This window comes from Pleomorphomonas koreensis DSM 23070 (genome assembly GCF_000425185.1).
Classification (GTDB): Bacteria; Pseudomonadota; Alphaproteobacteria; order Rhizobiales; family Pleomorphomonadaceae; genus Pleomorphomonas; species Pleomorphomonas koreensis.
The window spans coordinates 13,576-39,439 of record NZ_AULH01000006.1; the positions used below are offsets into that span (position 1 = coordinate 13,576).

Consider the following 25,864-nt stretch of genomic DNA (forward strand, 5'->3'; position numbering starts at 1 on the left):
ATGCGGTCTGCCCCTTTCAACCGCGACTTGTGGCCAAGACCGCTGTTCGAGCTGACCGGAACGGCTTTGGCGATTTGTCCTCGACTCTATCATGTTTCGTGATAATGAAGGACAAAGGTCGCCAACCGCCGAGCAAGTCCTTGAACCGCAACTTCCTCACGCTGCACGCCGCCGACAGCCACGCCACGCTGAAGGGTATCTCCTCGCCGATCCGCATCGATATCCTGCGCCTCCTGCACGACAAGGGGCCGATGAACGTCAACGAGATCAGCGCGGCGCTCGCCCTGCCGCAGTCGACGGTGGCGACCGGCGTGCAGGCGCTCGAGGAGGCCGAACTGATCGACACCCGGACGATCAAGGCGCGCAAGGGCCAGCAGAAGGTCTGCTCGGCCCGCTACGACGAGATCGTCATCCGCTTCGACGACGCGCCGGTGCCGCGCGACGAGACCATCGAGGTGTCGATGCCGATCGGCCTCTACACCAGCTGCGACGTGCGGGCGCCCTGCGGCCTGTGCTCGGGCGAGGGGGTGATCGGCCTGCTCGACGTGCCGAGCTTCTTCCTCGACCCCAGCCGCATGCAGGCCGGCCTGCTGTGGTTCGGCCGTGGCTATGTCGAATACAAATTCCCCAACAACGCCAAGATCCTGAACGAAGCGATCCGTGCCGTCGAGTTCTCGATGGAGCTGTCGTCGGAGGTGCCGGGCACCAACACCAACTGGCCGTCCGACATCACGCTGTGGGTCAACAACGTCGCCGTTGGAACCTGGACCTCGCCGGGCGACTACGGCGACCAGCGAGGCGTCTACACGCCGCGCTGGTGGAAGCTCGAGGGATCGCAATACGGCAAGCTGAAGAGCTGGACCGTGTCGATGAACGGCACCTTCATCGACGGTATCAGGATTTCCGATGTGACGCTGGCCGATCTCGATCTCGACAACCATCACTCGATCCGCATGCGCATCGGCATCGCCGACGAGGCCAAGCGGCCGGGCGGCCTCAACATCTTCGGTCGCGGCTTCGGCAACTATGACCAGGACATCGTCATGCGGCTCTATCGGGCCGAGGCGTCCTGACGGCGGGACCGCCGGCCGGTCTCGTATCAACCTGTTGATATCGAACCCATTATCGGGTCATGCCCGGCGGTGGTGAACCGCCGCCGGCAGGACGCGGGCGCCCGGCGCCGGCCGCCTGTCTGACAGGCCGCCGCATCGCCTCCTCACCGATGCCCGCCATCCGCCTTTTGTCGTAGACAACATGGTTCGGTTGACGGATCATCCGGTACGGAGCATCATATCAGATATATATCATATCATAAGATACATAAAGGGCATGCGCAGGGAGGCTCCCGTGAAGGCGACCGTGACGATCCACCGGGATTTCACCATCTCTCCCATTGACGACCGCATCTACAGCTCCTTCCTCGAACACCTGGGCCGGGCGATCTACACCGGCATCTACGAGCCGGGGCATCCGACGGCTGACGCCGACGGCTTCCGCGGCGACGTCGCCGAACTGGTGCGCCGCCTCGACATTCCCTATGTCCGCTATCCCGGCGGCAACTTCGTGTCGGCCTACAATTGGGAGGACGGCGTCGGCCCGCGCGAGGAGCGGCCGACCCGCCTCGACCTCGCCTGGCGCACCCGCGACGGCAACCAGGTCGGCGTCAACGAGTTCGTCGACTGGTGCAGGACGGCCGGCACCAAGCCGATGCTGGCCGTCAACCTCGGCTCGCGCGGCCTCGACGCGGCGCGCAACTTCCTCGAATACTGCAACCATCCCGGCGGCTCCTACTGGAGCGACCTCCGCCGCAAGCACGGCTGGGCCGAGCCGCACGGCGTCAAGCTGTGGTGCCTCGGCAACGAGATGGACGGCCCCTGGCAGGTCGGCCACAAGACGGCCGACGAATACGGCCGCCTCGCCAACGAGACGGCCAAGGCGATGCGCCTGTTCGACCGCTCGCTGGAGCTGGTGGTCTGCGGCTCGTCGCACGCGGGCATGCCGACCTTCCCCGACTGGGAGGCCACCGTCCTCGACCACACCTATGATGCGATCGACCACGTGTCGCTGCACATGTATTTCGGCAACGAAGAGCACGACACGCTCAACTATCTCGCCAAGGCCGAGAAGCTCGACCGCTACATCATGACGGTGGCCGGGGTGATCGATTACGTCAAGGCCAAGAAGCGCTCGAAGAAGACCGTCACCATTTCCTTCGACGAGTGGAACGTCTGGTACCACAGCCGCGAGGCCGACAAGGCGGTGCTGGAGGGCGACGACTGGCCGGACGCGCCGCATCTCCTTGAGGACATCTACAATTTTGAGGACGTGCTGCAGGTGGGCGGCGTGCTCAACACCTTCATCCGCCGCGCCGACCGGGTGAAGATCGCCTGCCTCGCCCAGCTGGTCAACGTCATCGCCCCGATCATGACGGAAACCGGCGGACCGGCCTGGCGGCAGACAATCTACTATCCCTTCCTCTACGCCTCGCTCTACGGCCGCGGCACGTCGCTCCGGGCGATCGTCGACGGCCCGACCTACGACTGCGCTTCCGAAGCCGACGTGCCTTATCTCGACGTCGCGGCGGTGCGCTCGACCGCCGGCGACGGCCTCACCCTGTTCGCGGTCAACCGCCATCCCGGCGAGGCGCTCGACCTGTCGGTCGCCCTCGGCGGCTTCCCGGCGGCCCGCCTCGTCGAGCACATCCGGATGACCCATCCCGACCTCGGCGCCGTCAACACCGCCGCCAACCCGGACAACGTGGTGCCGCACAAGGCGGAGGGCACGATGGTGGCGGACGGCGCGCTCACGAGCCGGCTGCCGCCGCTCTCCTACAACGTCATCCGTCTTGCGGTCTGAACCGGGCCGGCCGCTCCGGAGGAGGGGCGGCCGGTTCATCCGTCCATATCCGGCGGCGCCGTTGACCGCCGGTCGAACTGAGGGAGGACAGGCGGGACGACAACAGGCCGGCCATCGGGCCCAAGGGCTCCGGCCGCGCGAGGAGCGATCACATCGAGGGAGGATTTCCGCATGAGACTCTGGAGACAGTTGCTGGCTGGCGCCGCTCTGGCGGTTCTGGCGGCCACGGCTCAGGCGCAGGATATTTCCAACCTGCCGCGCAAGGAGACCGTGATCATCGAGAACCCGGAAGGGACGATCAAGAATCCGGGCTGGTTCAACATCTGGGTGAACGGCGGCGGCGGCGTGTCAACCGGCCTGCAGCAGCTCGCCATGGACACGCTCTGGTACATCGATCCCGATCAGGGCATCAACGGCGCCTGGTACAACTCGCTGGCCGCCGAGAAGCCGATCTACAACGCCGACTTCACCGAGATGACGGTGAAGCTCAGGAAGGGCATGTTCTGGAGCGACGGCGTCGAATTCACCGCCGACGACCTCGTCTACACCGTGCAGACGCAGATCGACCATCCGGGCATGGTGTGGAGTTCGCTCCTGGCCGTCAGCGTCGACAGCGTCAAGGCCACCGATCCCTACACCGTCGTCTTCAAGCTGAAGAAGCCGAACTCGCGCTTCCATGCCCTGTTCACGGTGCGCTGGAACGCCATCTGGGTGATGCCCAAGCACGTGTTCGAGAAGGTGGACGACCCGCTGAAGTACGACTTCGCCAACCCGGTGTCGATCAGCGCCTACACGCTCAAGAACTACGACCCGCAGGGCAAGTGGTACATCTGGGAGAAGCGCCCCGACTGGCAGCGGACGCCGCTCGGCCTGATCGGCGAGCCCGGTCCGAAGTATGCCGCCTATGTCGACGGCGGCCCGCCGGACAAGAAGACTATTGCGCAGCTGAAGCACGAACTCGACATCATCCACGACAACACGCCGGAAGGCATGTTCACGCTGGTCGACCAGTCGAAGTCGCTGGCCACCTGGTTCAAGGGCTTCCCCTATGCCCATCCGGACCCGACGCTGCCGGCGGTGATCTTCAACACCCAGAAGGCGCCCTTCGATAACGCCGACGTGCGCTGGGCGCTGGCACTGCTGATCGACATCAAGGCGGTTGATCTCGCCAGCTACCGCGGCGCCGCCACGCTGTCGGCCATCGGCGTGCCGCCGACCGGCGTCGCCATGCCGACATACCAGGCGCCGATGCACGAATGGCTGAAGAGCTTTGAACTCGATACTGGCAAGGAGAAGATCAAGCCCTACGATCCGATGATCCCGACCGAGATCGCCGACACGCTGCGCAAGCAGCCGAAGTTCAAGGACCAGATCCCGACCGACCCGGCGGCCATCGCCAGCCAGTTCGGCTACGGCTGGTGGAAGCCTGATCCGAAGGCGGCCGCCGACCTCCTGGAGAAGGCCGGCTTCAAGAAGGTGGGCGGCGAATGGAAGCTGCCGGACGGCCAGCCGTTCCGGATCCGCCTGACGGTGGAGGGCGACACCCGTTCGGTGTTCACCCGCGCCGGCACGCTGATCGCCCAGCAATGGAAGCAGGCCGGCATCGACGCCAAGGCGCAGCCGACCACCAACCCCTGGCAGCCGATGCAGGCCGGCGACTTCGATGCCGCCATCGCCTGGAGCGTCGAAACCTGGGGCGGCGACGCCGACATGTCGTTCTTCCTCGACAGCTGGCACTCCAGCTTCGTGGCCAAGCCCGGCGACGTGCAGCCGGCCCGCAACTGGCAGCGCTGGTCGAGCCCGGAACTCGACAAGATCATCGAGGGCATCCGCGGCATCAGCTTCGACGACCCGAAGGGCGTCGACTACGGCCTCGAATACCTGAAGCTGGTGGTCAAGGAGATGCCGACCATCCCGATGATGTCCTACAACGTGTTCACGTCGATGGACACCACCTACTGGACCGGCTACCCGACCTTCCCGGACGATCCCTACACCGATCCGGTGCCGAACTGGGGCAACTCGCGGCTGATGATGATCAAGCTGAAGCCGGCACAGCCCTGACCGTCGAAGGCGCGCCTTCCTTCCTCCGGGCGCGCCTTCCCCTCCACGCGAGGCCCGCGCGGTACTCCACCCGCGCGGGCCGACGCATCGAGGCCGCCGGCCCGGCCGGCCAGACAGCCGATGAGGGGGTTTCGTGACAGCCTATCTGATCTTCATTAGCCGCCGGTTCGGCCAACTGCTGCTGGTGGTCTTCCTCGGGATATCGGCGACCTTCTTCATCACCCATATGACGCCGGTCGACCCGGTGGCCGAGTCCATCACGGCCATCACCAATTTCGGCAAGGCCGATCCCGAGGCGATCCTGCTGATGCGCAAGACGCTCACCGAGCTCTATGGCCTCCAAGGCAACCTCTTTGAGCAGTACCTCCAGTTCTGGTCGCGGCTTGCCCGCGGCGACCTCGGCCCGTCGCTGTCGGCCTTCCCGACGCCGGTGTCGCAGATCATCCTGCGCGCCCTGCCGTGGACCGTCGGTCTGATGATATCGGCGACGCTGATCTCCTTCCTGCTCGGCAACACGCTCGGGGCGCTCGCCGGCTACTATCGCAACAGCCGCCTGCTCAAGCTGGCCGGTCTGGCGCTGATCGGCCTGCAGCCGATCCCCTATTACATCCTGGCCTTCATCCTCTTGATCCTGTTCGGCTACGTCTGGCCGGTGCTGCCGATCACCGGCGGCTACGAGATGAACGCCGACACCAGCTTTTCGCTGACGCTGGTGCTCGACATCCTGCGCCACTCCATCCTGCCGGCCATGGCGCTGGTGATGGTCGGCGCCGGCTCCTGGCTGACCGGCATGCGGGCGCTCACTTCCAACATCGTCACCGAGGACTACGTCACCTTCGCCGAACTGGGCGGCGTCGGCTCGACGCGTATCCTGCGCTCCTACGTGGTGCGCAACGCGCTGGTGCCGCAGCTGACCGGCCTCGCCATGTCGCTCGGCGCCATCTTCAACGGCACGGTGATCACCGAGATCGTCTTCGGCTACCCCGGCATCGGCAGCCTGCTGATCAGCGCCGTGCACGCCGGCGACTATTCCCTGGTGCTCGGCCTCGCCTCGCTGTCCATCGTCGGCGTCGCCATCGCGGTGTTCCTGATCGACATCCTGAGCCCGCTGCTCGACCCGCGCATGAAGGCGGAGTGAGGCCCATGTTCACCATTGTCCGCGACCTCATCCGCTACAACATCGAATTCGCCGTCGGCCTGTTCATCCTCTTGCTGCTGATCGCCGCGGTGGTGCTGTCGTTCTTCTCGCCCTATCCGGCCGCCGACATCTACGTGGTGCCGCCGGACCTGCCGCCCGACGCCGAGTTCTGGCTCGGCACCACCTCGCGCGGCCAGGACACCTTCTGGCAATTGATGATCGGCCTCCGCAACACGCTGGGCTTCGGCGTCGGCGTGGCGTTCCTGTCGCGCATCCTGTCGCTGGTGGTCGGCCTGACCGCCGGCTACGCCGGCGGCCGCACCGACCGCGTGCTGATGGCCATCAACGACAGCGTCATGGTGATCCCGCAGTTCCCGATCCTGGTGCTGTTCTACTTCGTGCTGAAGGACGACATGAACTGGCTGATGCTGGTGCTGATCCTGTCGGCGCTCGGCTGGGCCTACGACGCCCGGCTGATCCGCTCGATCGCCATGAGTCTCAGGACGCGGCCGTTCACCACGCAGAGCGTCTATTCCGGCATGAGCATGCGCAAGATCCTGGTCGAGGAGCATCTGCCCTATGTCATGCCGGTGGTGTTCGCCACCACCATGAACAACATGATCTGGTCGATCGGCATGGAGATCACCCTGTCGGTGCTCGGTTTCACCGACGTCGACACGCCGACCATGGGCCAGATGATCTACTGGGCCAACTCCCATTCGGCGCTGATCTCCGGCATCTGGTGGTGGGTGGCGGCGCCGGTCGGCGCCATCGTCATCCTGTTCATCGGCCTGTTCCTGCTGTCGATGTCGATGAACGAATACATCGACCCGCGCAGCCGCCTGAACCGCATGGGGGTCTGACCGATGCCGACCGCAGTGCTCCAGACCCCGCCGGCACCGGCCGCGGCCGAACCCGTCCTCGTCGTCGACCGCCTCAGGGCCTACTACCGGACGCACGCCTTCGGCCTCGACCGCGACATCCGCGCCGTCGACGACATCAGCCTGACCGTCGCCCCCGGCGAGGTCTACGGCATCGCCGGCGAATCGTCGTCCGGCAAGACGACGCTGATCAAGACCATCGTCGGTGCCATCCGGCCGCCGCTCGCCGTGGTCGGCGGCAGCGTCCGCTTTCGCTTCGGCGGCGAGATCCGCGACATCTACGCGCTGACGCCGGCCGAGTTGCAGACGATCCGCTGGCGTCATCTCTCCTGCATCCTGCAAGGCTCGATGAACGTGCTCAACCCGGTGCGGCAGATCCGCCATTCCTTTCAGGATTTCGCCTTTCCACACATGGGTCTGAAGCCGGCCGCCTTCTGGCAGGCGGTGCGGGCGCATCTTGCCCGGCTCGACCTCGACCCGGCCGTGCTCGACAGCTATCCGCACCAGCTTTCCGGCGGCATGCGCCAACGCACCACCATCGCGCTCGCCACCGTCTGCACGCCGGAGTTCATCGTCGCCGACGAGCCGACCACGGCGCTCGACGTCATCGTGCAGCGCGACGTGCTGACCATGCTGCGCGACATCCAGCGCCGGCTCGGCTCGTCCTTCCTGTTCGTGACGCACGACATGAGCGTGCACGCCACGGTGTCCGACCGCGTCGGCATCGTCTACGCCGGCCGACTGGTCGAGGAAGCGGAGACGCCGACGCTGTTCCGCGGCGCCCTTCATCCCTACACGCAGCATCTCGTCGCCAGCCTGCCGCGCATCGGCGACACCACGCGCCGCGCCTCGCTGCCCGGCCGGCCGCCCAGCCTCGCCGACCCGCCGAGCGGCTGCCGCTTCCATCCGCGCTGCCCGCTGGCCATGGACGTCTGCCGGGAGAAGGTGCCGGCCCTCGTCGAGGCGGCGCCGCGCCACCGCGTCGCCTGTTTCGCCGTTTCGGGAGCGCCGTCATGAGCCTCATCCTCGACGTCGACCATGTCGGCAAGACCTTCGTGCAGGGCGGCCTCCTGTCGCGCCGTGAGGTCGAGGCGGTCAGGGACGTCTCCTTTTCCCTCGACGCCGAACGGCCGGAAATCCTGTCGGTGGTGGGCGAATCCGGCTCCGGCAAGTCGACGCTGGCCGCCATGGTGCTCGGCCGGCTGGTACCGACACGCGGTCGCATCCTGTTCGAGGGGGGCGACGTCGCCGCCATCCGCAGCCGCGCCGGCCGCCGCGCCTTCATGGCCAGGGTGCAGCCGGTGCTGCAGAACCCGTTCGAGGCCTTCAATCCGCTGAAGCGCGTCGACCGCTACCTGTTCGCCACGGCCGCCAACTTCGTGGTGGGCGGCGGCCGGACGCGGGCGGCGATCGAGGAACGCGTCGACCGGGCGCTGGTCGAAGTGGGCCTGACGCTGGCCGAGGTGCGCGGCCGCTTCCCGCACGAGCTGTCGGGCGGCCAGTTGCAGCGCACGGCGATCGCCCGGGCACTGATCCCCGAGCCGCGCCTGCTCGTCGCCGACGAGCCGGTGTCGATGGTCGACGCCTCGCTGCGGATGGCCATCGTCAACCTGTTCGGGGCGCTGCGCGACCGGCTCGGCCTCTCGATCATCTACATCACCCACGACCTCGCCACGGCCTACTACATTTCCGACCGCATCCTGATCATGCGGAAGGGCGAGGTGGTGGAGCGCGGGGCCGCGCGAGCGGTGCTCGACAATCCGCAGCATCCCTATTCGATCGCCCTGAAGCAGGCGGTGCTGACGCCCGACTTCGGCTGAGCGTCCGGTTGGCGGCAAAGGCTTGATATCAATTTACAAAGATGCTGGCGCATCCGCTCACTACAGCCATTGCCGGTGTCTCATCTGCATCAGCGGCATGAGACATCGGCAAGCGGAATACCCGGGAGTCATTTTCACTGTTCTTTGGCATGACGCGGCGATGTGATCAAAGCCGGGTCGTCCCTGCGTGTCCGTCAGGATGCAGTGACGAGCCAGACGCCGTTCGCATGCTAGCCGTTGCGCCGGCTGTCGATCTCCTCGGCGTCGAGCAGGCGGATGGTCTCGTAATCGAACAGATCGGGATTGGCCTGCTTTTCCACCGCCCAGGCATAGGTCTTGAAGCCGCCGGTCAGGTTGCGGACGTTGTCGAACCCGGACTGCTTGAGGATGCGACAGGCGAGATAACCGCAGAGGCCGACCTGGCAGAAGATGATCACCGGTTTGCCGCGGCCGATTTCGCCGAGCCGCTTCCTCAACTGGTTGAGTTCGATGTTGCGGGCGCCCGGCATGCTGGTGATGGCATATTCCTCCGGCGTCCGCACGTCGATCAGCTCGATCGTGTCGGGCGCGTCCCTGAGCATGTCCCTGAGTTCGCTCCAGCCGATGATTGCGCAGGGTGAAGATGCGCGGTGAGCCGATGCCGGGGATCGGCGGCTTCAGCACCTCGGCGCCGGGCGACAGCAGCAGGCGATCGTAGGACTCGACCGTCTCCTCGCCGCTGTCGAGGTCGCGCAGCGTCACGGTGCGGGCGGCGCGATCGACCGACAGCGCCTCGGTACGCGAGCGGACATCGACGTGGTAGCGCGCCTCGAACATCTCCTCGGAGGTGACCAGCAGCTTGTCGCGATCGGCAATGGCGCCGGAGATATGATAGGGCAGTCCGCAGTTGGCGAAGCTGATATAGGGCCCGCGCTCGACGAGGATGATCTCCGCACGCTCGTTCAGGCGGCGCAAGCGCGCTGCCGCCGTCGCGCCGCCCGCGACGCCACCGATGATGATGATCTTCATGTCCGACTCCGTTGTCTGGAAAAGACGTATATACGCATCTTCTAAGATAATGAAGCCGTAGGAAGACGGATGGGGTGGCCCACCTGAAACACCTTCGGAAGGCGGCCGGATCGGCGGGGCCGGATGAGGATGAACCGCCCGCCGCTTTCGGCCAGCCACTTCAATCCGGCGGTCAGCCATTCACGACCGTTCCCGTTTCGGGTATACGTGCATAACCGACTGCCGATCGGGTCCTTATCGGCGCATATTATGGGTGCATTCCCAAAACGGAGAGAGGATGGCGAGACCGCAGAAGCCCCGTGTTGTTTCGGACGACGTGCCGGCGAGCTACTTCAAGCCGCAAGGCATTCCGCTCGTCACCCTGCGCGAGGTGGTGCTGACCCGCGACGGCTGCGAGGCGCTGCGCCTCGTCGACGCCGAGGGTTTCGACCAGCAGGAGGCGGCGCGGCGCATGGGCGTCTCGCGGTCGACGCTGTCGCGGATTCTCGCCGAAGCCCGCCGGACGACGGCGACGGCGATCAGCCGCGGCCTGGCGCTGCGCGTCGAAGGCGGGGCGATCACCCGGCCGCGCGGCGCCGACTGCGGGCATCGGCCGGCCGGCCTCCATACGGACGATTCTTCCGAAGGGGATGCCCAGACTGTCGACAACAAAGGACCAGATCGACCATGACCACGCTGTTTGCCGTTCCCTCCGAGGCGCCCGGCGGCCTCGATGCCGACATTGCCATGCACTTCGGCCATTGCGACGCCTTCTCGCTGTTCCGCATAGAGAACGGCCGCGTGACCGGAGCGGCGGTGATGCCGGCCGGCGAGCACGACAGCTGTCTCGTTCCGGTCGAGCGGCTTGCCCGGCAAGGCGTCACGGCAATCGCCGCCTACGGCATGGGCGCGCGGCCACTGCACGGTTTCCTCGCCTCGGGCATCCAGCCTTACCATGCCGGCGAGGCCCGCAAGGTCAGCGAGGTGGTCGATGCCTTTCTGAAAGGCGGACTTGCCGCGTTCTCCAGCGATCACACCTGCGCCCACCATGCCGAGGACGCGGAAGGCTGCGGCCACCACGACCACTGAGCCACCGTTCAGCCGTCGTCGCGCAGGAACATCACGGCGAAGCCCATCTGCACGCTGGAAAAGGTCAGCCCCACCGAAAAGGTGAGGATGGCCAGCGCCAGCGCCGCCGATGACGAGGCGAAGATCAGCGTGGCGATGCCGCCGACGTCGAAAGCGAGCAGCAGGCCGACGAACAGCAGCGCCACGCCGAAGCCGATGGCGGCGTGGCGAATCAGAAAGCGCACCAGAAGCGGCAGGCTGGAGATGGTCATTGCGGCGTCCTCCTCCGGCAGTATGGCCGGACCGGCGATCGGCGAACCTGACGCATCGCCGGCCGAATCATTATAAACATGAAAAATAGTCTCATGTTCCAGTCCGGCGTGATCACGTTTCGCCGGAGGTTTCCTCGGAGCGGAAGCGCGAGCGCTCGAACAGCGGCACCACCACCAGCGCCATCATGAACGGGATGATCAGGTAGAACAGCCTGAACACCAGCAGGGCGGCGATGACGTCGGCGTCGCCCATGTCCGGCAGGCCCATGACGAACACCAGTTCCAGCACGCCAAGGCCGCCCGGCACATGCGAGATCAGCGCCGCCGAGAAGGAGGCGAGGAAAATGCCGAGCACCACGAAATAGCCGGGGTTGCCCGCCTCCGGCAGCGCGAAATAGATGATGCCGGCCGCTCCCAGCAACTCGCAGGTGCCGACGGCGAGCTGAGACAGCGTCACGTGCAGCGACGGATAGACAATGGTGAAGCGGCCGACATGCCACGGCTTCAGCCGCATGACGCTGCCGAGCACGTAGAAGGCCACCAGGACCAGCAGGAAGATGCCGGTGGCCCGTGATGCCGCGATCGGCAGAAGGTCGCCGAAGCGCAGGACGATGTCGGGATCGAGCACCAGCACGATGCCGATCAGCGTCACCGTGCCCAGGGCGAAGGTGAAGGAGCAGAAGGCAATCAGGAAACCGATCTCGGCCGGCGACAGCCCCTTGGTGGAATAGGCGCGGTAGCGGACCACGCCGCCGGACACCACTGAGGCGCCGATGTTGTGCGAAAGCGCATAGGTGGTGAACGAACAGATGGTGATGAACAGCCAGTTTATTCGCTTGCCGAGATGCAGGAGCGCCACCCGGTCGTAGCCGGCGAGCGCCGCATAGGCGATCAGCGTGGAAACCGCGGCAAGCATCCAGTGCAGCGGCGGGATCGCGGTGAGGCTGTCGCCCACCTTCTCCAGGGAAAGGCCGTGCAGTTCGCGGAGAAGAAGCCATACGGAAAGCGCGACCGTCGCCGTCGCCACCACGGGCCAGAAATAACGCTTCAGCTTCATTCGTTCCGGCCGCTCGCTGGCACCTCGTCGACGGGGGCCCGCGGGCCCGGCGAAGCTCGCAGTTTACGGGCGACGACGGGGCTGGATCAATGCTCAAGAAGGGCCTTCGCAGAAACGCGGTGCCGCCGTGACGGTTCCTCAATCAAAGGAGACGGTTGGGACGGCGGCGCGTCGGCACTTCCTGAGGTCAAACGCCAATTCCGCAGGCCAGAACGCGGCGATCGGCATGGCATTTGCCGGCTGGCGCCGACCCTCGTCGGCCGTCGCGATTGTTCATTCAAAAACTTGAGTTTGCGATGGAGCAAAGAAGTCCGTAAAGCTTTGCGAAAGACTGCAAGTCATTTGCAACCGGAGCGGAGGACGCGGCGTGGGCCGGTGGGCGCGGATGGCGAGGAGCACGATGGCGCTGGCGGCCGCGATGGCGCTGGCGCTGCAGCTTTTGCTGCCGATGCCGCAGCCGGCCGCCGCAACGACCGTCGACGTCACCCTTTGCCATTCGGCCCCCGCCGGCCATCAGCCTTCGGACAAGCACGGTGCGCCTTCCGGCCAGGCAGGCTGCGACTGGTGTGTACTGTGCGGCAAGCTCGGCACGGCGGTCGGGCCGCTCGACCGGATGGCCGGCCTGCCGCAGCGGATCGCGGCGCCGGTGGCGGTGGTCGCCGCCGTCGTCGTGCTCCGTCACGGCATCGCCACCCCAAGGACGGGTCCCGTCGGGGCGCGGGCGCCGCCGGAGATCGCGTGATCGGACCATTTCCATCATTCGATCCCCAAGGACCCACATCATGACCAAGACCAGACTGGCCGCTCTCGGAGCCGCCGCGCTCATGCTTGCCTCACCCGCCCTCGCCCACGTCACGCTGGAGGCGCCGCAGGCGACCGCCGGATCCACCTACAAGGCCGTGCTGCGCGTGCCGCACGGCTGCGCCGGAGCCGCGACGCTGAAGGTGCGGGTGCAGATTCCCGAGGGCTTCATCGGCGTGAAGCCGATGCCCAAGGCGGGCTGGACGCTCGACATCGTCAAGGGCAAGTATGACGGCAGTTACCAGTTGCACGGCAACACAGTCACCGAAGGCGTCAAGGAGCTGTCCTGGACCGGCAACCTGCCCGACGATTACTATGACGAGTTCGTCTTCCGCGGCACGCTGACCGACGCCTTTGCCGCCGGCAGCACGGTGTATTTCCCGGTGGTGCAGCAATGCGAGGGCGACAAGACCGAACGCTGGATCGAAATCCCGGCCGACGGCAAGACCGCCGACGACTACGAGTCGCCGGCGCCCGGCGTCAGGATCGTCGCGCCCGCCAAGTGAGGAAATGGCGGCGCGGGCAACCGCGCCGTCCCCTTTCAGGGAGGATCCGATGCTGCGCCTCCTCGCAAGAATCGTTTTGGCGGCAATCGGCGGGGCGATGCTCGCCACCGCCGCTTTCGCCCACGCCACGCTGCTCGACAGCGACCCCGCCGAAGGCAGCGTGGCCGCCCGGCCGCCCGGTGAATTGCGGCTGGCCTTCAACGAGCCGGTCACGCCGCTGGCGGTCAAGCTGTTCGCTCCCGACGGCCGGGAGGCCGAGGTGACGGCGACGGCACGCGACAACGACCTGCTGGTGACCCTGCCGGCCGATGCCGGCGCGGGAACCTATGCCTTGAGCTGGCGCGTCGCCTCGGCCGATGGCCACCCGATCGGCGGCACGACGACCTTCTCCATCGGCCACGCCAGCAGCCGCGCAGCCGCCGCGCCCGAGGCGTCGGCCATCGCGCCACTGCTCTGGCTCGCCCGGATCGGCGTCTACATCGGCTGGATCGGCGGCGTCGGCGGCGCCTTCTTTCTGATGGTCATCGCCGGCGGGCGGCGCCCGGCCGTGGCCGACCGCGCCGTGCTCGGCCTGATCGGCGTCGGCGCCATCGCCTCGGCGCTATCTTTCGGCCTGCAAGGGCTCGACGCGTTCGGCAAGGGCCTCGGCGACCTCGGCAGCGCCGCCATCTGGCTGGCCGGCCTGAAATCCGGCTACGGGGCGACGCTGGTCACCGGCGCCGTGGCGCTCGCCCTTGCCGCCGGGGCGCTCCGCTTCCCCACCAGCCGGCTGGCGGCAGGAACCGCGTCGCTGGCGCTTCTCACGGTGGCGGCGGCACTGACGCTGAGCGGCCACGCCAGCACCGCCTCACCGGCCTGGGCGGCTCGCCCTGCCCTCGCCCTGCACGGCGCCGCGGCAGCGTTGTGGGGCGGCTCGCTGTTGCCGCTGCTGATCCTGGTATCGACGCGCCAGCCGCAGGCGGGCCGGATCGCGCAACGGCTTTCCGGCCTGCTGTTGCCGACCGTGGCGCTGCTGGCCCTGTCGGGCCTGACGCTCGCCTTCCTGCAAGGGGTGACCATAGCCTCGCTGACCGGCACGGCCTATGGCCGCCTGCTCGGCGGCAAGCTGCTGCTGGTGCTTGCCATGCTCGGCATTGGCGCGATCAATCGTCGCATCCTCGTGCCGAAGGCCGCGACGGGCGACGGTGTTGCCCTCGGCCGGGTGCTGATGGTGGACGTCTGCCTGCTGCTGGCGGTGCTCGCCGTCGTCGCCGGCTGGCGCTTCACGCCGCCGCCGCGCAGCCTTGCCGCCGCCGCAGCGGCAAGCCACCGCCATGCCACGATGCTGCACATCCAGACCGCCCGCGGCATGGCAATGGTCCAGTTCAGCGGCCAAGCCGGCCTCGACATCTGGCTGACCGGCGCCGACGGCCGGGTGCTGACGGCGCGCGAGGTGCGTCTCAGCCTCGCCAATCCGGCCGCCGGCCTCGAGCCCATGCGGCGGCAGGCGACGCTCGCGACGCTCGGGCGCTGGCATGTCGACGGGCTGACCTTCCCGGTCGGCGGCGCCTGGGACCTGCGCCTCGACGTGCTGATCAGCGACTTCGACAGCCTGTCCTTCGAGGGCAAGCTGGTGGTGCCATGACGAGGCCCTGGAGCATTTTCCGGTGAGAACAGGGTCACCGGAAATGCTCTGTTTCTCTGTTCAGACTCAAATCCGGACACAAAGCCGGTTCCCGCTTTTGCTGGAGTGGCTCCAGCGGACAGTGTCGAGGGCGGCCAGTAAGGTCGACCGGTCCGGCTCGCGCGGAAATCCGAGCTTACGCGCCAGTGCCAGGCACAGAGGCCCGTTCTCGGCGTGTCCATCAAAGGCTTCGACCGGCGGCTTCAGAATATGCGTCTTGGCCTTGCGTCCCGAGGGTACTCCCCAACGCACGCCGTCGAAGAGAAACGCCGTTTTCGGCTGGACACCGGCCAGACTGAACTGCCGGGTATCGCGCGCCACGCACCAGGCCGACTGGTCCTTATGCAGAGGAGCCAGACTGCCCTCGCTGACGCCCATGTCAGCGGCGGAACCCGGAATGGCCGGGTGTAGCGACAAAGCGCGATATGCCGAATCTGACAATCCGTCGTTTTGCCAATGATCTCTACCTACGGTTTTTGTCACGATACATGCAAATTTACGCAAGTTATTAACCTTTCTCATTGAGAAAAATACCCTCAGGTGATGCAGGGGCAGATTGTTCACGCACATCATGCGCCTGACAAGGTGCAGAGATATATGGAAATCGCCGACGAATCTCTTGCGGGTTGTCTGGCGTTTCACGGAGTCGTTCGATGGCTAAACATCCAGACGATAAACTGGAGAAAAAGATCATAAGGCTCTTCGGTGATGATCAACCGATTGTCAACGCACGCCACACAATGAAATACATCGACGGTATGCTTTTAGACGACTTGCATAGAATACTGAATGCGATGGACATCATTTGCGAAGTCACGGAGATTCACTCTCTGAAGGCGCCCCTGAGAGGTATAATTGATGCCGTTGCTTCAACCGAACCGTGGACCCAGGCAGGTCTCGACGCGCGCGATGCCGCGCAATCGCTTGCCAATGAGATATGCGCGCGGGCAAGGGCCTACTGCGACCAAAAATTGAAATCCCGCGAGTGCTGAGGGGATACGGCGCGGCAATCCCGCTCGGCATCTGCAACCGGGGGCTTAAATGGAATCCGGATACATAATCTTTCACGATCTGAAGTCGCTGGTGGAGTTCATGGGCGACTCCCGCATGTCCTCGTATGGGGACATGAGGCTCGTTGTCATCGATGCCTTGTATTGTTTATTGCCACGCGCCATGCGGAATTTGATCGACGACAATGCCCCGCCCTTCGTCGTTGTCGAGACCGAGATCGGCCTCAACGATCGCGGCCTTCTGGAGATCGGCAGATTGCCGCCCCGCAACAGCGGCCTGATTGCGATGAAAGAGTTTCTCGCCTCCCGTCTGTTCCTGAAGCTGCTCCTGGAAGGGAAGCCGACCTTCCTTGTATCGGCCGGCGCGGTCCACCTCGTCCAGCGCTCCACACACCTCGTCGTTGTCACGCCGGACGGCCTTCAGTCTCACCTCTCAGGGGCGATGGCCTCCTGACGGTCGCCTCCGACGGGCCGGTTGACCCTCCGGCCGCTCGGATACGTGGCCGATTTGCCGACGCTGGTCGAAAGCCATCGGTCGCTGCCGGCACTGGACGTCTGGCGGCAAGCTGCGCATTGTCGAGGCGGCGCCGGACGAAAAGCCGCAAGCCCGGTCCGGACCGGCGGACGCCTGGGGGATCGGAGACCATGACCGTGGAAGCGATGACGATCGAGAATGCCGGGATCGCGGATGCCGCCGAAATCCTGGCCCTTCAGAAGCTCGCCTACCAGGCCGAGGCCGAGCTTTACGGCGACGATGCCATCCCGCCGCTCACCCAGACGCTCGCCGGGCTGGAGGAAGAGTTCGCCGACGCGCGCGTCCTGAAGGCGATGGCCGGTGGCCGCATTGTCGGCTCGGTGCGCGGCCGCGTGGAAGACGGCGTCTGCCGCGTTGGGCGGCTGATGGTACACCCCGATCTGCAAGGCCGGGGCATCGGCTCGCGCCTGCTGCGGCGGCTGGAAGCGCTGTTCCCGGCCGGCAGCCGCTTCGAGCTGTTCACCGGCCACAAGAGCGCCGGCAACCTGCGCCTTTACGAACGCCTGGGCTACCGCGAAACGCGGCGCGCGGGAGTGCATGCGGGGCTGACGCTGGTCTTCCTCGACAAGGGCGACCGGCCGATCGCCTGAGCCCACGCCGACATGCCGATTGCGGCGCCGCCGTCGCCATGCCATTAGAGCCGCGCCCTCTCCTTCCGGAACACCGCCGTGACCGATATCGCCGACGATCTCCTCACCGTACGAGACTTCCTGCGCTACGCCATCAGCCGTTACGGCGCCGCCGACATCGGCATCGGCCACGGCACCAGCGAGGCGCTCGACGACGCCGTCTTCCTGATCCTGGAATCGCTGCACCTGCCGATCGACGACATCAATCCCTGGCTCGACGCCCGCCTGACGCGCGCCGAGCGGCAGTTGCTGATCGAGCGCATCGGTCGCCGCGTCGACGAGAAGCTGCCGACGCCCTACGTGGTCGGCACCGCCTATATCCAGGGCGTGCCCTTCGTGGTCGATCGGCGCGTCATCGTGCCGCGCTCCTTCATCGGCGAGCTGCTGTTTTCGGAAGTCTTCTCCGGCGAGGGCGCGGCCTCGCTGATCCGCGACCGCTACGACGTACTGTCGGTCGCCGACATCTGCACCGGCTCCGGCTGTCTCGCCATTCTGGCGGCAAACGTGTTCCCCAACGCCGCCGTCGACGCCGTCGACCTCTCCGAGGACGCCCTCGATGTCGCGGCGATCAACGTCGACCGCCTGGGCGACGGCCGCGTCGGCCTCCATCACGGCGACCTGTTCGCGCCGCTCGAAGGCCGCCGCTACGACCTGATCATCTCCAACCCGCCCTATGTCGACGACGAGGCCATGGCGGCCCTGCCCGACGAATACCGGCAAGAGCCGGAGCTGGCGCTTGCCGGCGGCATCGATGGCCTCGACCTCGTCCGCCGCATCATCGAGGCGGCGCCGGACCATCTCAATCCCGGCGGCGGCCTGCTTTGCGAGATCGGCAGCAACCGGGAAATTCTGGAGATGAACTATCCTGATTTACCCTTCTTCTGGCTCGATACAGCCGAATCCGAGGGCGAGGTGTTCTGGTTGCCGGCCGCCGCACTCGGCGTCATCGACGACGGCTAGACCCGCATCAAACGCATGGCTCAACATCCGGACTACATGAGCTATGCAATTTCCGCTTGATCTTTTGTCGTTTTGAGGTGGTTTTTCGCTGCCTGTGTTGCCGTGGGCCTAGACAGGCGCACTGGTGCTCGCCAGTGTCCGCCCGAAAGGTCGACGCCGCGCCTTTTAAGTTTTGCCGGACTTTAACTGGCGACGGTACTTGGCGTTACGGCGTAGCCGGAAGGTTTTGGTCACCACCTCGTAACCTTCATCGGCGAAAATGAATCGAAACCGCAGGGATCACCGATGAACGACACTTCCAGGATTGATGAGGTCGCCGGCTCCGCCGGGACCGCGCCCACCCTCACGGCCGAAGCCTTCAGGGATGCCATTCGTGCCAAGCTGAGATACGCCGTCGGCAAGGATCCGTCGCGGGCGACCGCCAAGGACTGGAGCATGGCCCTGTCGCTTGCCGTGCGCGACAAGGTGGTGGAGCGCTGGTTCGATTCCACCAGGGCCTCGCACGCCGGCCAGAAGAAGCACGTCTACTATCTCTCCATGGAATTCCTGATCGGCCGTCTGCTCAACGACGCCGTCTGCAACCTCGGCATCGAGGCGCAGGTGCGCGCCGCCTGCGCCGAACTCGGCATCGACTACCAGGCCCAGTTGGAGCAGGAGAGCGACGCCGCCCTCGGCAACGGCGGCCTCGGCCGCCTCGCCGCCTGCTTCCTCGATTCCATGTCGACGCTGGGCATCCCCGCCCACGGCTACGGCATCCGCTACGACCACGGCCTGTTCCGCCAGCGCTTCCACGACGGCTGGCAGGTGGAGGAGCCGGAGGACTGGCTGGTGTCCGGCCGCGCCTGGGAGTTCGAGCGGGCCGAGATGGCCTATCTCGTCAAGTTCGGCGGCCAGATCTCCTTCGACGGCCACGGCGCCACCTACTGGCGCGCCGACGAGACGGTGAAGGCCGTTGCCTACGACACGCCGATCGCCGGCTGGAAGGGCCGCCACGTCAACACGCTGCGCCTGTGGGCATCGCGCCCGGTGGAGGTGCTCGATCTCGGCCGCTTCAACCACGGCGACTACATGTCGGCCGCCGAGAAGACCATCCGTGCCGAGACCATCTCGCGCGTGCTCTATCCCGACGACACCACGGCCGAGGGCAAGGAGCTGCGTCTGAAGCAGGAGTATTTCTTCACCTCCGCTTCGCTGCAGGACATCCTTCGTCGCTTCCTCGAAGACAACGATGACATCCGCAAGCTGCCCGAGCAGGTGGCGATCCAGATGAACGATACGCATCCGTCGATCGCCGTCGCCGAACTGATGCGCATCCTTGCCGACGACTACCGGCTGACCTTCCCGGAAGCCTTCGAGATCACCCGCCAGTGCCTCAGCTACACCAACCACACGCTGATGCCCGAGGCGCTGGAGCGCTGGAACACCAACCTGTTCCGCAAGGTGCTGCCGCGCCACATGCAAATCATCGAATGGATCGACTACCATCACCTGGCCGAGGTGCAGGGCCGCAACCTGCCGGTGTCGCTCGATGCCATCCGCATCATCGAGTGGGGCAGCGAGATCAAGATGGGCAGCCTCGCCTTCGTCGGCTCGCGCCGGGTGAACGGCGTGTCGGCGCTGCACACCGAACTGATGAAGCAGACGGTATTCAAGGACTACCACCTGCTCTACCCCGACCGCATCGTCAACGAGACCAACGGCATCACGCCGCGCCGCTGGCTCTACGAGTGCAATCCCGGCCTCCGCTCGCTGCTGATCGAGGCGATCGGCGAAGGCTGGATCGACAATCTGGAGAAGATCGAGGAGGCGTCGAAGTTCGCCACCGACGCCAGCTTCCAGGAGAAGTTCGCCGCCGCCAAACGCGCCAACAAGGTGCGGCTGGCCGCCGAGATCGAGCGGCGCATCGGCCTCAGGGTCGATCCGTCGGCGCTGTTCGATGTGCAGATCAAGCGCATGCACGAGTACAAGCGCCAGCTTCTCAACGTCCTGGAGACGATCGCCCTCTACCAGGCCATCCGCCGCGGCCCCGGCGCCGAGTGGACGCCGCGCGTCAAGATCTTCGGCGGCAAGGCGGCCCCCGGCTACCAGATCGCCAAGCGCATCATCAAGCTGGCCAACGACGTCGCCCGCGTCGTCAACAACGATCCGATCATCGGCGACCGGCTGAAGGTGGCGGTGCTGCCGAACTACAACGTGTCGCTGGCCGAGGTGATCATCCCGGCCGCCGACCTCTCCGAGCAGATTTCGACGGCCGGCATGGAAGCCTCCGGCACCGGCAACATGAAGCTGGCGCTGAACGGCGCGCTGACCATCGGCACGCTCGACGGCGCCAACGTCGAGATCGCCGAACGCGTCGGTCCCGACAACATCTACATCTTCGGCCTGACCGCCGAGGACGTCGCCGGCCTGCGCCAGCGCGGCTACAACCCCAACGCCACCATCGACAGCGACCCGACGCTGAAGGGCGCCATCGACGCCATGGTCAACGGCACCTTCTCGCCGGACGACCACGGCCGCTTCAACGAGGTGGCCGACCGCCTCTGGCACACCGACTGGTTCCTGGTGACGGCCGACTTCCAGTCCTACTTCCAGACCCAGCGCACTGTCGACGTCGACTACCGCGACCGGGCGCGCTGGACCGAGCGGTCGATCCTCAACACCACCAAGGTCGGCTGGTTCTCCTCCGACCGCACCATCCGCGGCTACTCGAAGGACATCTGGGGCGTCGAGCCGAGCTTCTGACGCCAGCGCGATTTATCCGTGCCCTGCGGGGCACGGACGATCGCCGTCGCGTCCCTCAGAATGCAGAACGGGCGGCAGGCCTTTCGGCCTTGCCGCCCGTCCGGTTTTCCGCCCCGAGCAGCGGAAGAAAATCAGTGGTCGCAGGCGTGGCGTTCCAGAGCGGCCAGCGCCGCGGTGCCCTGACGGGCCAGCTCCGGATCGTAGGCCGAGCGGGTGATGCGGACGCGAAAGGCGTCGGAGGTACGCGGCAGCGGCTCCCAGCTGTAATAGCCCGAAGCGACGTCCTCGAAATGGCCGCGCAGACCGACCGGCTCGTGGTCGTTGATGACGATCAGCGATTCGCCGTCGGCGAGCTTGGCGAAGTTGCCGAAGATGATGGCGCGACGGTTGACGCAGGGCATCCCACGCACATCGAGTTCGAGGTCCTGGGCGAGTCCGGTGTCGGTCATGCTGTTGTCTCCGCTTCGTCGTCGAGCGGACCATAGGAGGGTCGGCGGCCGGCTTCTTTGCGCCGGCGCAAACCGGAGAAAAAATCTCTCCTATCTGTCGGGCGGCGCCAGGCGTGTTGACCTCCATCCGGGAGGCTCCTACCACTTGGAGTCTCAACGCGCGTTGGGGAACGGGCCGATGCCCACCCCTCGCCGCCCCACCCCGAAGCGCTGCCCGTCCTGGGCGACCCCTGCTTCCGAATAAGCGATGGTGCGATGCAGCCTGTATTCGACGGACACAACGACGTTCTGATGCGCCTTTGGGAAACGGCGATGAGGGGCGGCGACCCGATCGCCGAGTTCCGCGACGGCATCGCCACCGGTCATATAGATGGTCCGCGCGCCCGAGCCGGTGGCCTCGTCGGCGGCCTCTGCGCCATCTTCGTGCCGTCGCCGCAAGGCCCGCGCCCGAGCTTCGAGGGTGGCGCCTATTCTTCGCCGCTCGCCGCGCCGGTCGACCAGCCGGCGGCACTGGCCGCCGCCATCGCCATGGCCGGCATCGCCCGCCGGCTCGACCGGGAGGGCGTCTGGCGCCTCTGCACCTCGACGGCGGCGATCCATGAGGCCATCGACGCCGGCGTCTTCGCCGCCGTGCTGCACATGGAGGGCTGCGAGGCCCTCGACGCCGACCTCTACGCGCTCGACGCCTTCCACGCCGCCGGCCTGCGCTCGCTCGGGCCGGTGTGGAGCCGCCCCAACATCTTCGGCCACGGCGTGCCCTTCGCCTATCCCAGCTCGCCCGACACCGGCCCCGGCCTGACGGAAGCCGGCGTCCGGCTGGTCAAAGCCTGCAACCGGCTCGGCATCCTGGTCGACCTGTCGCACATCACCGAGCAGGGCTTCTGGGACGTCGCCGAGATCTCGGAGATGCCGCTCGTCGCCACCCACTCCAACGTCCACGCCATCACGCCGGTGTCGCGCAACCTCACCGACCGCCAGCTCGCGGCGATCAGGGCGTCGGGTGGCATGGTCGGTCTCAACTACGCCGCCTCTTTCCTGAGGCCGGACGGCCGCGACAGCGCCGCGACGCCACTCACCGACATGGTCCGCCACGTCGAGCATCTGGTGGAGCACCTCGGCATCGACGGCGTCGGCCTCGGCTCCGACTACGACGGCGCCACCATTCCGGCCGAGATCGGCGACGCCGCCGGCCAGCAGGCGCTGGTGGGCGCGCTGCGGCAGGCCGGTTACGGCGAGGCGGACCTGGCCAAGCTTTGCCGCGACAACTGGCTGCGCGTGCTGGCGACGACCTGGCGGGAGTGAAGCAGTCCCTCCCCGTTCGACGATAAAAACCCCGGCCGCCAGCGACCGGGGTTTTGTTTGTCCAGACGGCGACCGGCGCCCGCCAGCGCCGATGTCGCGAAAAGAGGGCCGGCGCCCGGAAGCGCCGGCCGGGGCCGTCAGCCGCGCTGGTTACCGGAGGAGACGATATCCATGTAGACGGCGGCCACCAGGATGATGCCCTTGACGATCTGCTGCCAGAAGGTGTCGATGCCGAGCATCGACATGCCGTTGTCGAGGCTGGCCATGATCACCGCGCCGACCAGCGCGCCGGACACCGAGCCGACGCCACCGCGCATCGACGTGCCGCCGATGAAGCAGGAGGCGATGGCGTCGAGTTCGTTGCCGAAGCCGGCCGACGGCGTGCCGGCGGCGAGGCGGGCGGTGGTGGTGAGGCCGGCGAAGGCGCACATCAGGCCCATCAGCGCGAACACCATCATCTTCACGTAGGCGACGTTGACGCCGGAGAGCCGCGTCGCCTCCATGTTGGAGCCGACCGCATAGATGTGGCGGCCGAAGGTGGTCTTGTTGCCGATGACCGTGAACACGGCGAGGATGATCAAGAGGATCAGCACCGGCACCGGAACGCCCTGGTAGTCGTTGAGCGTCAGCACGAAGCCGAGGATGATGGCGCCGGCGAACAGCAGGCGACCGACCTCGGCCGGCATCGACGATACCGTCAGGCTGTGCTTCTGGCGGTTGGCGCGGGTGCGGAAGGCGAGGAACACCAGCACCAGGAACAGCAGCACGCCGCCGATGTTGCCGAGCCATTCCGGCAGGTAGCCCTGACCGATGAACTTCAGGTCGGCGTGCACCGGAGCGATGGTGATGCCGCCGGTGAGGCCGAGCACCATGCCGCGGAAGGCCAGCTGGCCGCCCAGCGTGACGATGAATGAGGGAATGCCGAGATAGGCGGTGAGCCAGCCGACCATCACGCCGAAGAACAGGCCGAGGGCGATGACCAGCAGGATCGTTGCCCACAGCGGCCATGAATAGGTGACGTCGAGCACCGCCGCGATGCCGCCCAGGAGGCCGAGCAGCGAGCCGACCGACAGGTCGATTTCGCCGGCGACGATGACGAACACCATCGCCGATGCCAGCATGCCGGTAATCGCCATCTGGCGAAGAAGGTTGGAGAAGTTGCGCGGCGTCAGGAACTGCGAGCCGCCGAGGTCGGAGTCATAGGTCAGGTAGCCGAAGAAAAGCCAGATGATCGCGATGACGATCAAAAGAGCGACGATCTTGTACTCGGACAGGAACTTCCTGACGTCTTTCTTGGTGAGGGTCATGGTCGTGCACCGGTGATCTTGAGCAGCCGCCCGGGAAGTTGCGGTCGTCCCGGAAAAGGCGGTTGCGGGAAAACGAAGACTTGGAAAGAGCGGGAGCCGGCGGGCTCCCGCGCCGGGAAATGGCGCGTCAGGCGGCTTCGGTGACTGGCTGTCCGATGGCGGCGGCCAGAACCTTCTCCTGCGTGAGCCCTTCGTTGATGAAGTTGCCCCGCAGCTTGCCCTCGCCCATCACCAGCACGCGATCGCTGATGCCGAGCACTTCCGGCATTTCCGACGAGATCATCAGCACCGCGACGCCCTGCTTGGCCAGTTCGAAGATCAGCTTGTAGATCTCGTACTTGGCGCCGACGTCGATGCCGCGCGTCGGCTCGTCGAGGATCAGCACCGTCGGCTCGGGCAGCAGCATCTTGGCGACCACCGCCTTCTGCTGGTTGCCGCCCGACAGCGAGGCAATCGGCAGGAGCGGCTCGGCCGTCTTGACCTTCATGCGGATGATCTGGTTCTGGATCTCGGCCAGCTCGGCCTCGGACTGGATGAAGCCACCGCTGGTGTAGCGCTTCAGCACCGACATGGTGATGTTGTAGCCCACCCCCATCAGCGGGATGATGCCGTGGCGCTTGCGGTCTTCGGGCACCATGCAGATGCCGAGCTTGACGGCGTCGCGCGGCTCGCGAATGTGGATTTCCTTGCCGTCGAGGAACACCTTGCCCTCGTGGTCGCCGCGCCAGCAGCCGAACAGCTTGCAGGCAAGCTCCGTCCGACCGGCGCCGACCAGGCCGGCGACGCCGAGGATCTCGCCCTTGCGAATCTCGAAGGAGACGTCGTCCACCACCTTGCGTTCGCGGTTGGTGACGTCCCAGCAGGAGATGTTCTTCGCCTCGAACACCACGTCGCCGATGTCATGGGCCTCGCGCGGGAAGAGGTTCTTCATCTCGCGGCCGACCATCATGGTGATGATCTTGTTGGTGTCGAGTTCGGCCATCGGCAGCGTGCCGATATGGGTGCCGTCGCGGATGACGGTGACGGTGTCGGCGATCTCCGATACCTCGTCGAGCTTGTGCGAGATGTAGACGCAGGCCATGCCGTTGGCCTTGAACTCCTTGACGAGGTCGAGCAGCGTCTGGGTCTCGGAGGTGGTCAGCGCCGAGGTCGGCTCGTCGAGGATCAGCAGCTTGGCGTTCTTGTTGAGCGCCTTGGCGATCTCGACCAGCTGCTGCTTGCCGCCCGAATAGTTGTAGACCGGCAGGGCGACGTTGATGTCACCCATCTTGAGGCGAGCCATCAGCTTGGCGGCCTCGGCGTTCATCAGGTCGTAGTCGATGAAGCCAGCCTTGGTGCGCGGCTCGGAGCCGAGGAAGATGTTCTCGGCCACCGTCAGGTGCGGCACCATCATCAGCTCCTGGTGGATGATGACGATGCCGGCTTCCTCGGTCTCGCGGATGTTGCGCGCCTTGAGTTCCTTGCCTTCCCAAATGATCTGGCCCGACCAGGTCCCGTAAGGGTAGACCGCCGACAGAACCTTCATCATGGTCGACTTGCCGGCGCCGTTCTCGCCGCAAAGACCCACGCATTCGCCCCGGCGAACCCGGAGATTGATTCCATCGATCGCCTTGACGCCATTAAAGTCCTTGGTGATGTCATGCATCTCCAAGAGGTAGTCTGACATGGACCGCACTCCCTTCGGGCGGCGCGGGCGGCCTCGGGCCGGCATCGCGCGCCATCCTTCTCCGATCGAGGCCGCTCAGGCCTGTCGCTTCCCAAAACCGGCGTTTGCCGACGATGATCCGGCGCCGCCCCCGCGACCTTCCGAACCGGCA

The 25,864-nt window shown here is 66.1% G+C and carries 25 protein-coding genes and 1 pseudogene; 18 read left to right on the forward strand and 8 right to left on the reverse strand.

The features are described from left to right. Positions 1-140 precede the first annotated feature (140 nt). From H512_RS0103520 to H512_RS0103550, 7 genes are all read left to right on the forward strand, one after another. Positions 141-1,073 (forward strand): ArsR/SmtB family transcription factor, encoded by a 933-nt coding sequence (locus H512_RS0103520; protein ID WP_026782294.1) that lies wholly within the window; start codon positions 141-143, stop codon positions 1,071-1,073. A 274-nt stretch (positions 1,074-1,347) separates the two neighbouring features. Beyond that, the gene (arfA, locus tag H512_RS0103525; protein ID WP_026782295.1) at positions 1,348-2,856 is read left to right on the forward strand and encodes an arabinosylfuranosidase ArfA; all 1,509 of its coding nucleotides are present in this window, start codon (positions 1,348-1,350) and stop codon (positions 2,854-2,856) included. Positions 2,857-3,027: 171 nt separating this feature from the next. Next, positions 3,028-4,920: an ABC transporter substrate-binding protein gene (locus H512_RS0103530; protein WP_026782296.1), complete on the forward strand. Its 1,893-nt coding sequence runs from the start codon at positions 3,028-3,030 to the stop codon at positions 4,918-4,920. Between the two features lie 133 nt (positions 4,921-5,053). Beyond that, positions 5,054-6,058, forward strand: coding sequence for an ABC transporter permease (locus H512_RS0103535; RefSeq protein WP_026782297.1), 1,005 nt, complete (start codon positions 5,054-5,056; stop codon positions 6,056-6,058). 5 nt (positions 6,059-6,063) lie between these two features. After that, complete coding sequence (locus H512_RS0103540) at positions 6,064-6,921, forward strand: ABC transporter permease (RefSeq protein WP_026782298.1); 858 nt, start codon at positions 6,064-6,066, stop codon at positions 6,919-6,921. Positions 6,922-6,924: 3 nt separating this feature from the next. Then, the gene (locus tag H512_RS0103545; protein ID WP_053239523.1) at positions 6,925-7,956 is read left to right on the forward strand and encodes an ABC transporter ATP-binding protein; all 1,032 of its coding nucleotides are present in this window, start codon (positions 6,925-6,927) and stop codon (positions 7,954-7,956) included. Continuing rightward, a complete protein-coding gene (locus H512_RS0103550; protein ID WP_026782300.1) occupies positions 7,953-8,759 on the forward strand; it encodes an ABC transporter ATP-binding protein in 807 nt (268 codons plus the stop codon). The genes H512_RS0103545 and H512_RS0103550 overlap by 4 nt, the downstream gene beginning before the upstream one ends. Before the next feature lie 230 nt (positions 8,760-8,989). On the opposite strand, the gene H512_RS27415 is transcribed toward H512_RS0103550, so the two are convergent. After that, entirely contained in the window at positions 8,990-9,367 is a 378-nt protein-coding gene (locus H512_RS27415) for a rhodanese-like domain-containing protein (RefSeq protein WP_342663948.1), read from the reverse strand. Between the two features lie 55 nt (positions 9,368-9,422). Next, a pseudogene (locus H512_RS27860) lies at positions 9,423-9,947 on the reverse strand (NAD(P)/FAD-dependent oxidoreductase); the annotation flags it as partial. A gap of 97 nt (positions 9,948-10,044) precedes the next feature. Here H512_RS27860 and H512_RS22370 point away from each other — a divergent pair. Both H512_RS22370 and H512_RS0103570 read left to right on the forward strand, forming a co-directional pair. Next, positions 10,045-10,437 (forward strand): DUF134 domain-containing protein, encoded by a 393-nt coding sequence (locus H512_RS22370; protein ID WP_053239524.1) that lies wholly within the window; start codon positions 10,045-10,047, stop codon positions 10,435-10,437. After that, positions 10,434-10,835 carry a NifB/NifX family molybdenum-iron cluster-binding protein gene (locus H512_RS0103570; protein ID WP_026782303.1) on the forward strand — a complete coding sequence of 134 codons (402 nt, stop codon included), beginning with the start codon at positions 10,434-10,436 and terminating at the stop codon, positions 10,833-10,835. The genes H512_RS22370 and H512_RS0103570 overlap by 4 nt, the downstream gene beginning before the upstream one ends. 8 nt (positions 10,836-10,843) lie before the next feature. Here the strand turns inward: H512_RS0103570 and H512_RS22375 are convergent, their stop codons facing one another. Next, a complete protein-coding gene (locus H512_RS22375) occupies positions 10,844-11,086 on the reverse strand; it encodes a hypothetical protein (RefSeq protein ID WP_053239525.1) in 243 nt (80 codons plus the stop codon). 112 nt (positions 11,087-11,198) lie between these two features. After that, positions 11,199-12,143, reverse strand: coding sequence for a lysylphosphatidylglycerol synthase domain-containing protein (locus H512_RS0103580; protein ID WP_026782304.1), 945 nt, complete (start codon positions 12,141-12,143; stop codon positions 11,199-11,201). A 385-nt stretch (positions 12,144-12,528) separates the two neighbouring features. Here H512_RS0103580 and H512_RS0103585 point away from each other — a divergent pair, with 385 nt between their 5' ends. From H512_RS0103585 to H512_RS22380, 3 genes are read left to right on the forward strand one after another with little or no spacing between them, the layout of a single operon-like run. Further along, the gene (locus H512_RS0103585; protein ID WP_156899335.1) at positions 12,529-12,885 is read left to right on the forward strand and encodes a hypothetical protein; all 357 of its coding nucleotides are present in this window, start codon (positions 12,529-12,531) and stop codon (positions 12,883-12,885) included. A 40-nt stretch (positions 12,886-12,925) separates the two neighbouring features. After that, positions 12,926-13,450, forward strand: coding sequence for a YcnI family copper-binding membrane protein (locus H512_RS0103590; protein ID WP_026782306.1), 525 nt, complete (start codon positions 12,926-12,928; stop codon positions 13,448-13,450). Positions 13,451-13,499: 49 nt separating this feature from the next. After that, a complete protein-coding gene (locus H512_RS22380) occupies positions 13,500-15,074 on the forward strand; it encodes a copper resistance CopC/CopD family protein (RefSeq protein WP_053239526.1) in 1,575 nt (524 codons plus the stop codon). Between the two features lie 66 nt (positions 15,075-15,140). On the opposite strand, the gene H512_RS27425 is transcribed toward H512_RS22380, so the two are convergent. Further along, positions 15,141-15,755, reverse strand: coding sequence for a hypothetical protein (locus H512_RS27425; protein ID WP_210162656.1), 615 nt, complete (start codon positions 15,753-15,755; stop codon positions 15,141-15,143). Positions 15,756-15,766: 11 nt separating this feature from the next. Between H512_RS27425 and H512_RS0103600 the strand changes: the two genes are divergently transcribed. The 5 genes from H512_RS0103600 to H512_RS22385 all read left to right on the forward strand — a co-directional run bounded on the left by H512_RS0103600 (position 15,767) and on the right by H512_RS22385 (position 20,989). Beyond that, the gene (locus H512_RS0103600; protein WP_026782307.1) at positions 15,767-16,105 is read left to right on the forward strand and encodes a hypothetical protein; all 339 of its coding nucleotides are present in this window, start codon (positions 15,767-15,769) and stop codon (positions 16,103-16,105) included. 49 nt (positions 16,106-16,154) lie between these two features. After that, on the forward strand, positions 16,155-16,577 hold the full coding sequence (locus H512_RS0103605) for a hypothetical protein (protein ID WP_026782308.1): 423 nt from the start codon (positions 16,155-16,157) through the stop codon (positions 16,575-16,577). Positions 16,578-16,768: 191 nt separating this feature from the next. Next, complete coding sequence (locus H512_RS0103610; RefSeq protein ID WP_210162657.1) at positions 16,769-17,248, forward strand: GNAT family N-acetyltransferase; 480 nt, start codon at positions 16,769-16,771, stop codon at positions 17,246-17,248. A gap of 78 nt (positions 17,249-17,326) precedes the next feature. After that, positions 17,327-18,247 carry a 50S ribosomal protein L3 N(5)-glutamine methyltransferase gene (gene prmB, locus H512_RS0103615; protein WP_026782310.1) on the forward strand — a complete coding sequence of 307 codons (921 nt, stop codon included), beginning with the start codon at positions 17,327-17,329 and terminating at the stop codon, positions 18,245-18,247. A gap of 285 nt (positions 18,248-18,532) precedes the next feature. After that, positions 18,533-20,989: a glycogen/starch/alpha-glucan phosphorylase gene (locus H512_RS22385; protein ID WP_084798283.1), complete on the forward strand. Its 2,457-nt coding sequence runs from the start codon at positions 18,533-18,535 to the stop codon at positions 20,987-20,989. A gap of 131 nt (positions 20,990-21,120) precedes the next feature. Here H512_RS22385 and H512_RS22390 read toward each other — a convergent pair whose 3' ends face one another. After that, the gene (locus H512_RS22390; RefSeq protein ID WP_053239527.1) at positions 21,121-21,438 is read right to left on the reverse strand and encodes a DUF2249 domain-containing protein; all 318 of its coding nucleotides are present in this window, start codon (positions 21,436-21,438) and stop codon (positions 21,121-21,123) included. Between the two features lie 255 nt (positions 21,439-21,693). On the opposite strand from H512_RS22390, the gene H512_RS0103630 reads away from it, so the two are divergent. Beyond that, complete coding sequence (locus H512_RS0103630; RefSeq protein WP_026782311.1) at positions 21,694-22,740, forward strand: dipeptidase; 1,047 nt, start codon at positions 21,694-21,696, stop codon at positions 22,738-22,740. 137 nt (positions 22,741-22,877) lie between these two features. Here the strand turns inward: H512_RS0103630 and H512_RS0103635 are convergent, their stop codons facing one another. Both H512_RS0103635 and H512_RS0103640 read right to left on the reverse strand, forming a co-directional pair. Continuing rightward, the gene (locus tag H512_RS0103635) at positions 22,878-24,047 is read right to left on the reverse strand and encodes a sugar ABC transporter permease (RefSeq protein ID WP_026782312.1); all 1,170 of its coding nucleotides are present in this window, start codon (positions 24,045-24,047) and stop codon (positions 22,878-22,880) included. A gap of 127 nt (positions 24,048-24,174) precedes the next feature. Further along, the gene (locus tag H512_RS0103640) at positions 24,175-25,713 is read right to left on the reverse strand and encodes a xylose ABC transporter ATP-binding protein (protein ID WP_026782313.1); all 1,539 of its coding nucleotides are present in this window, start codon (positions 25,711-25,713) and stop codon (positions 24,175-24,177) included. Positions 25,714-25,864 lie beyond the last annotated feature (151 nt).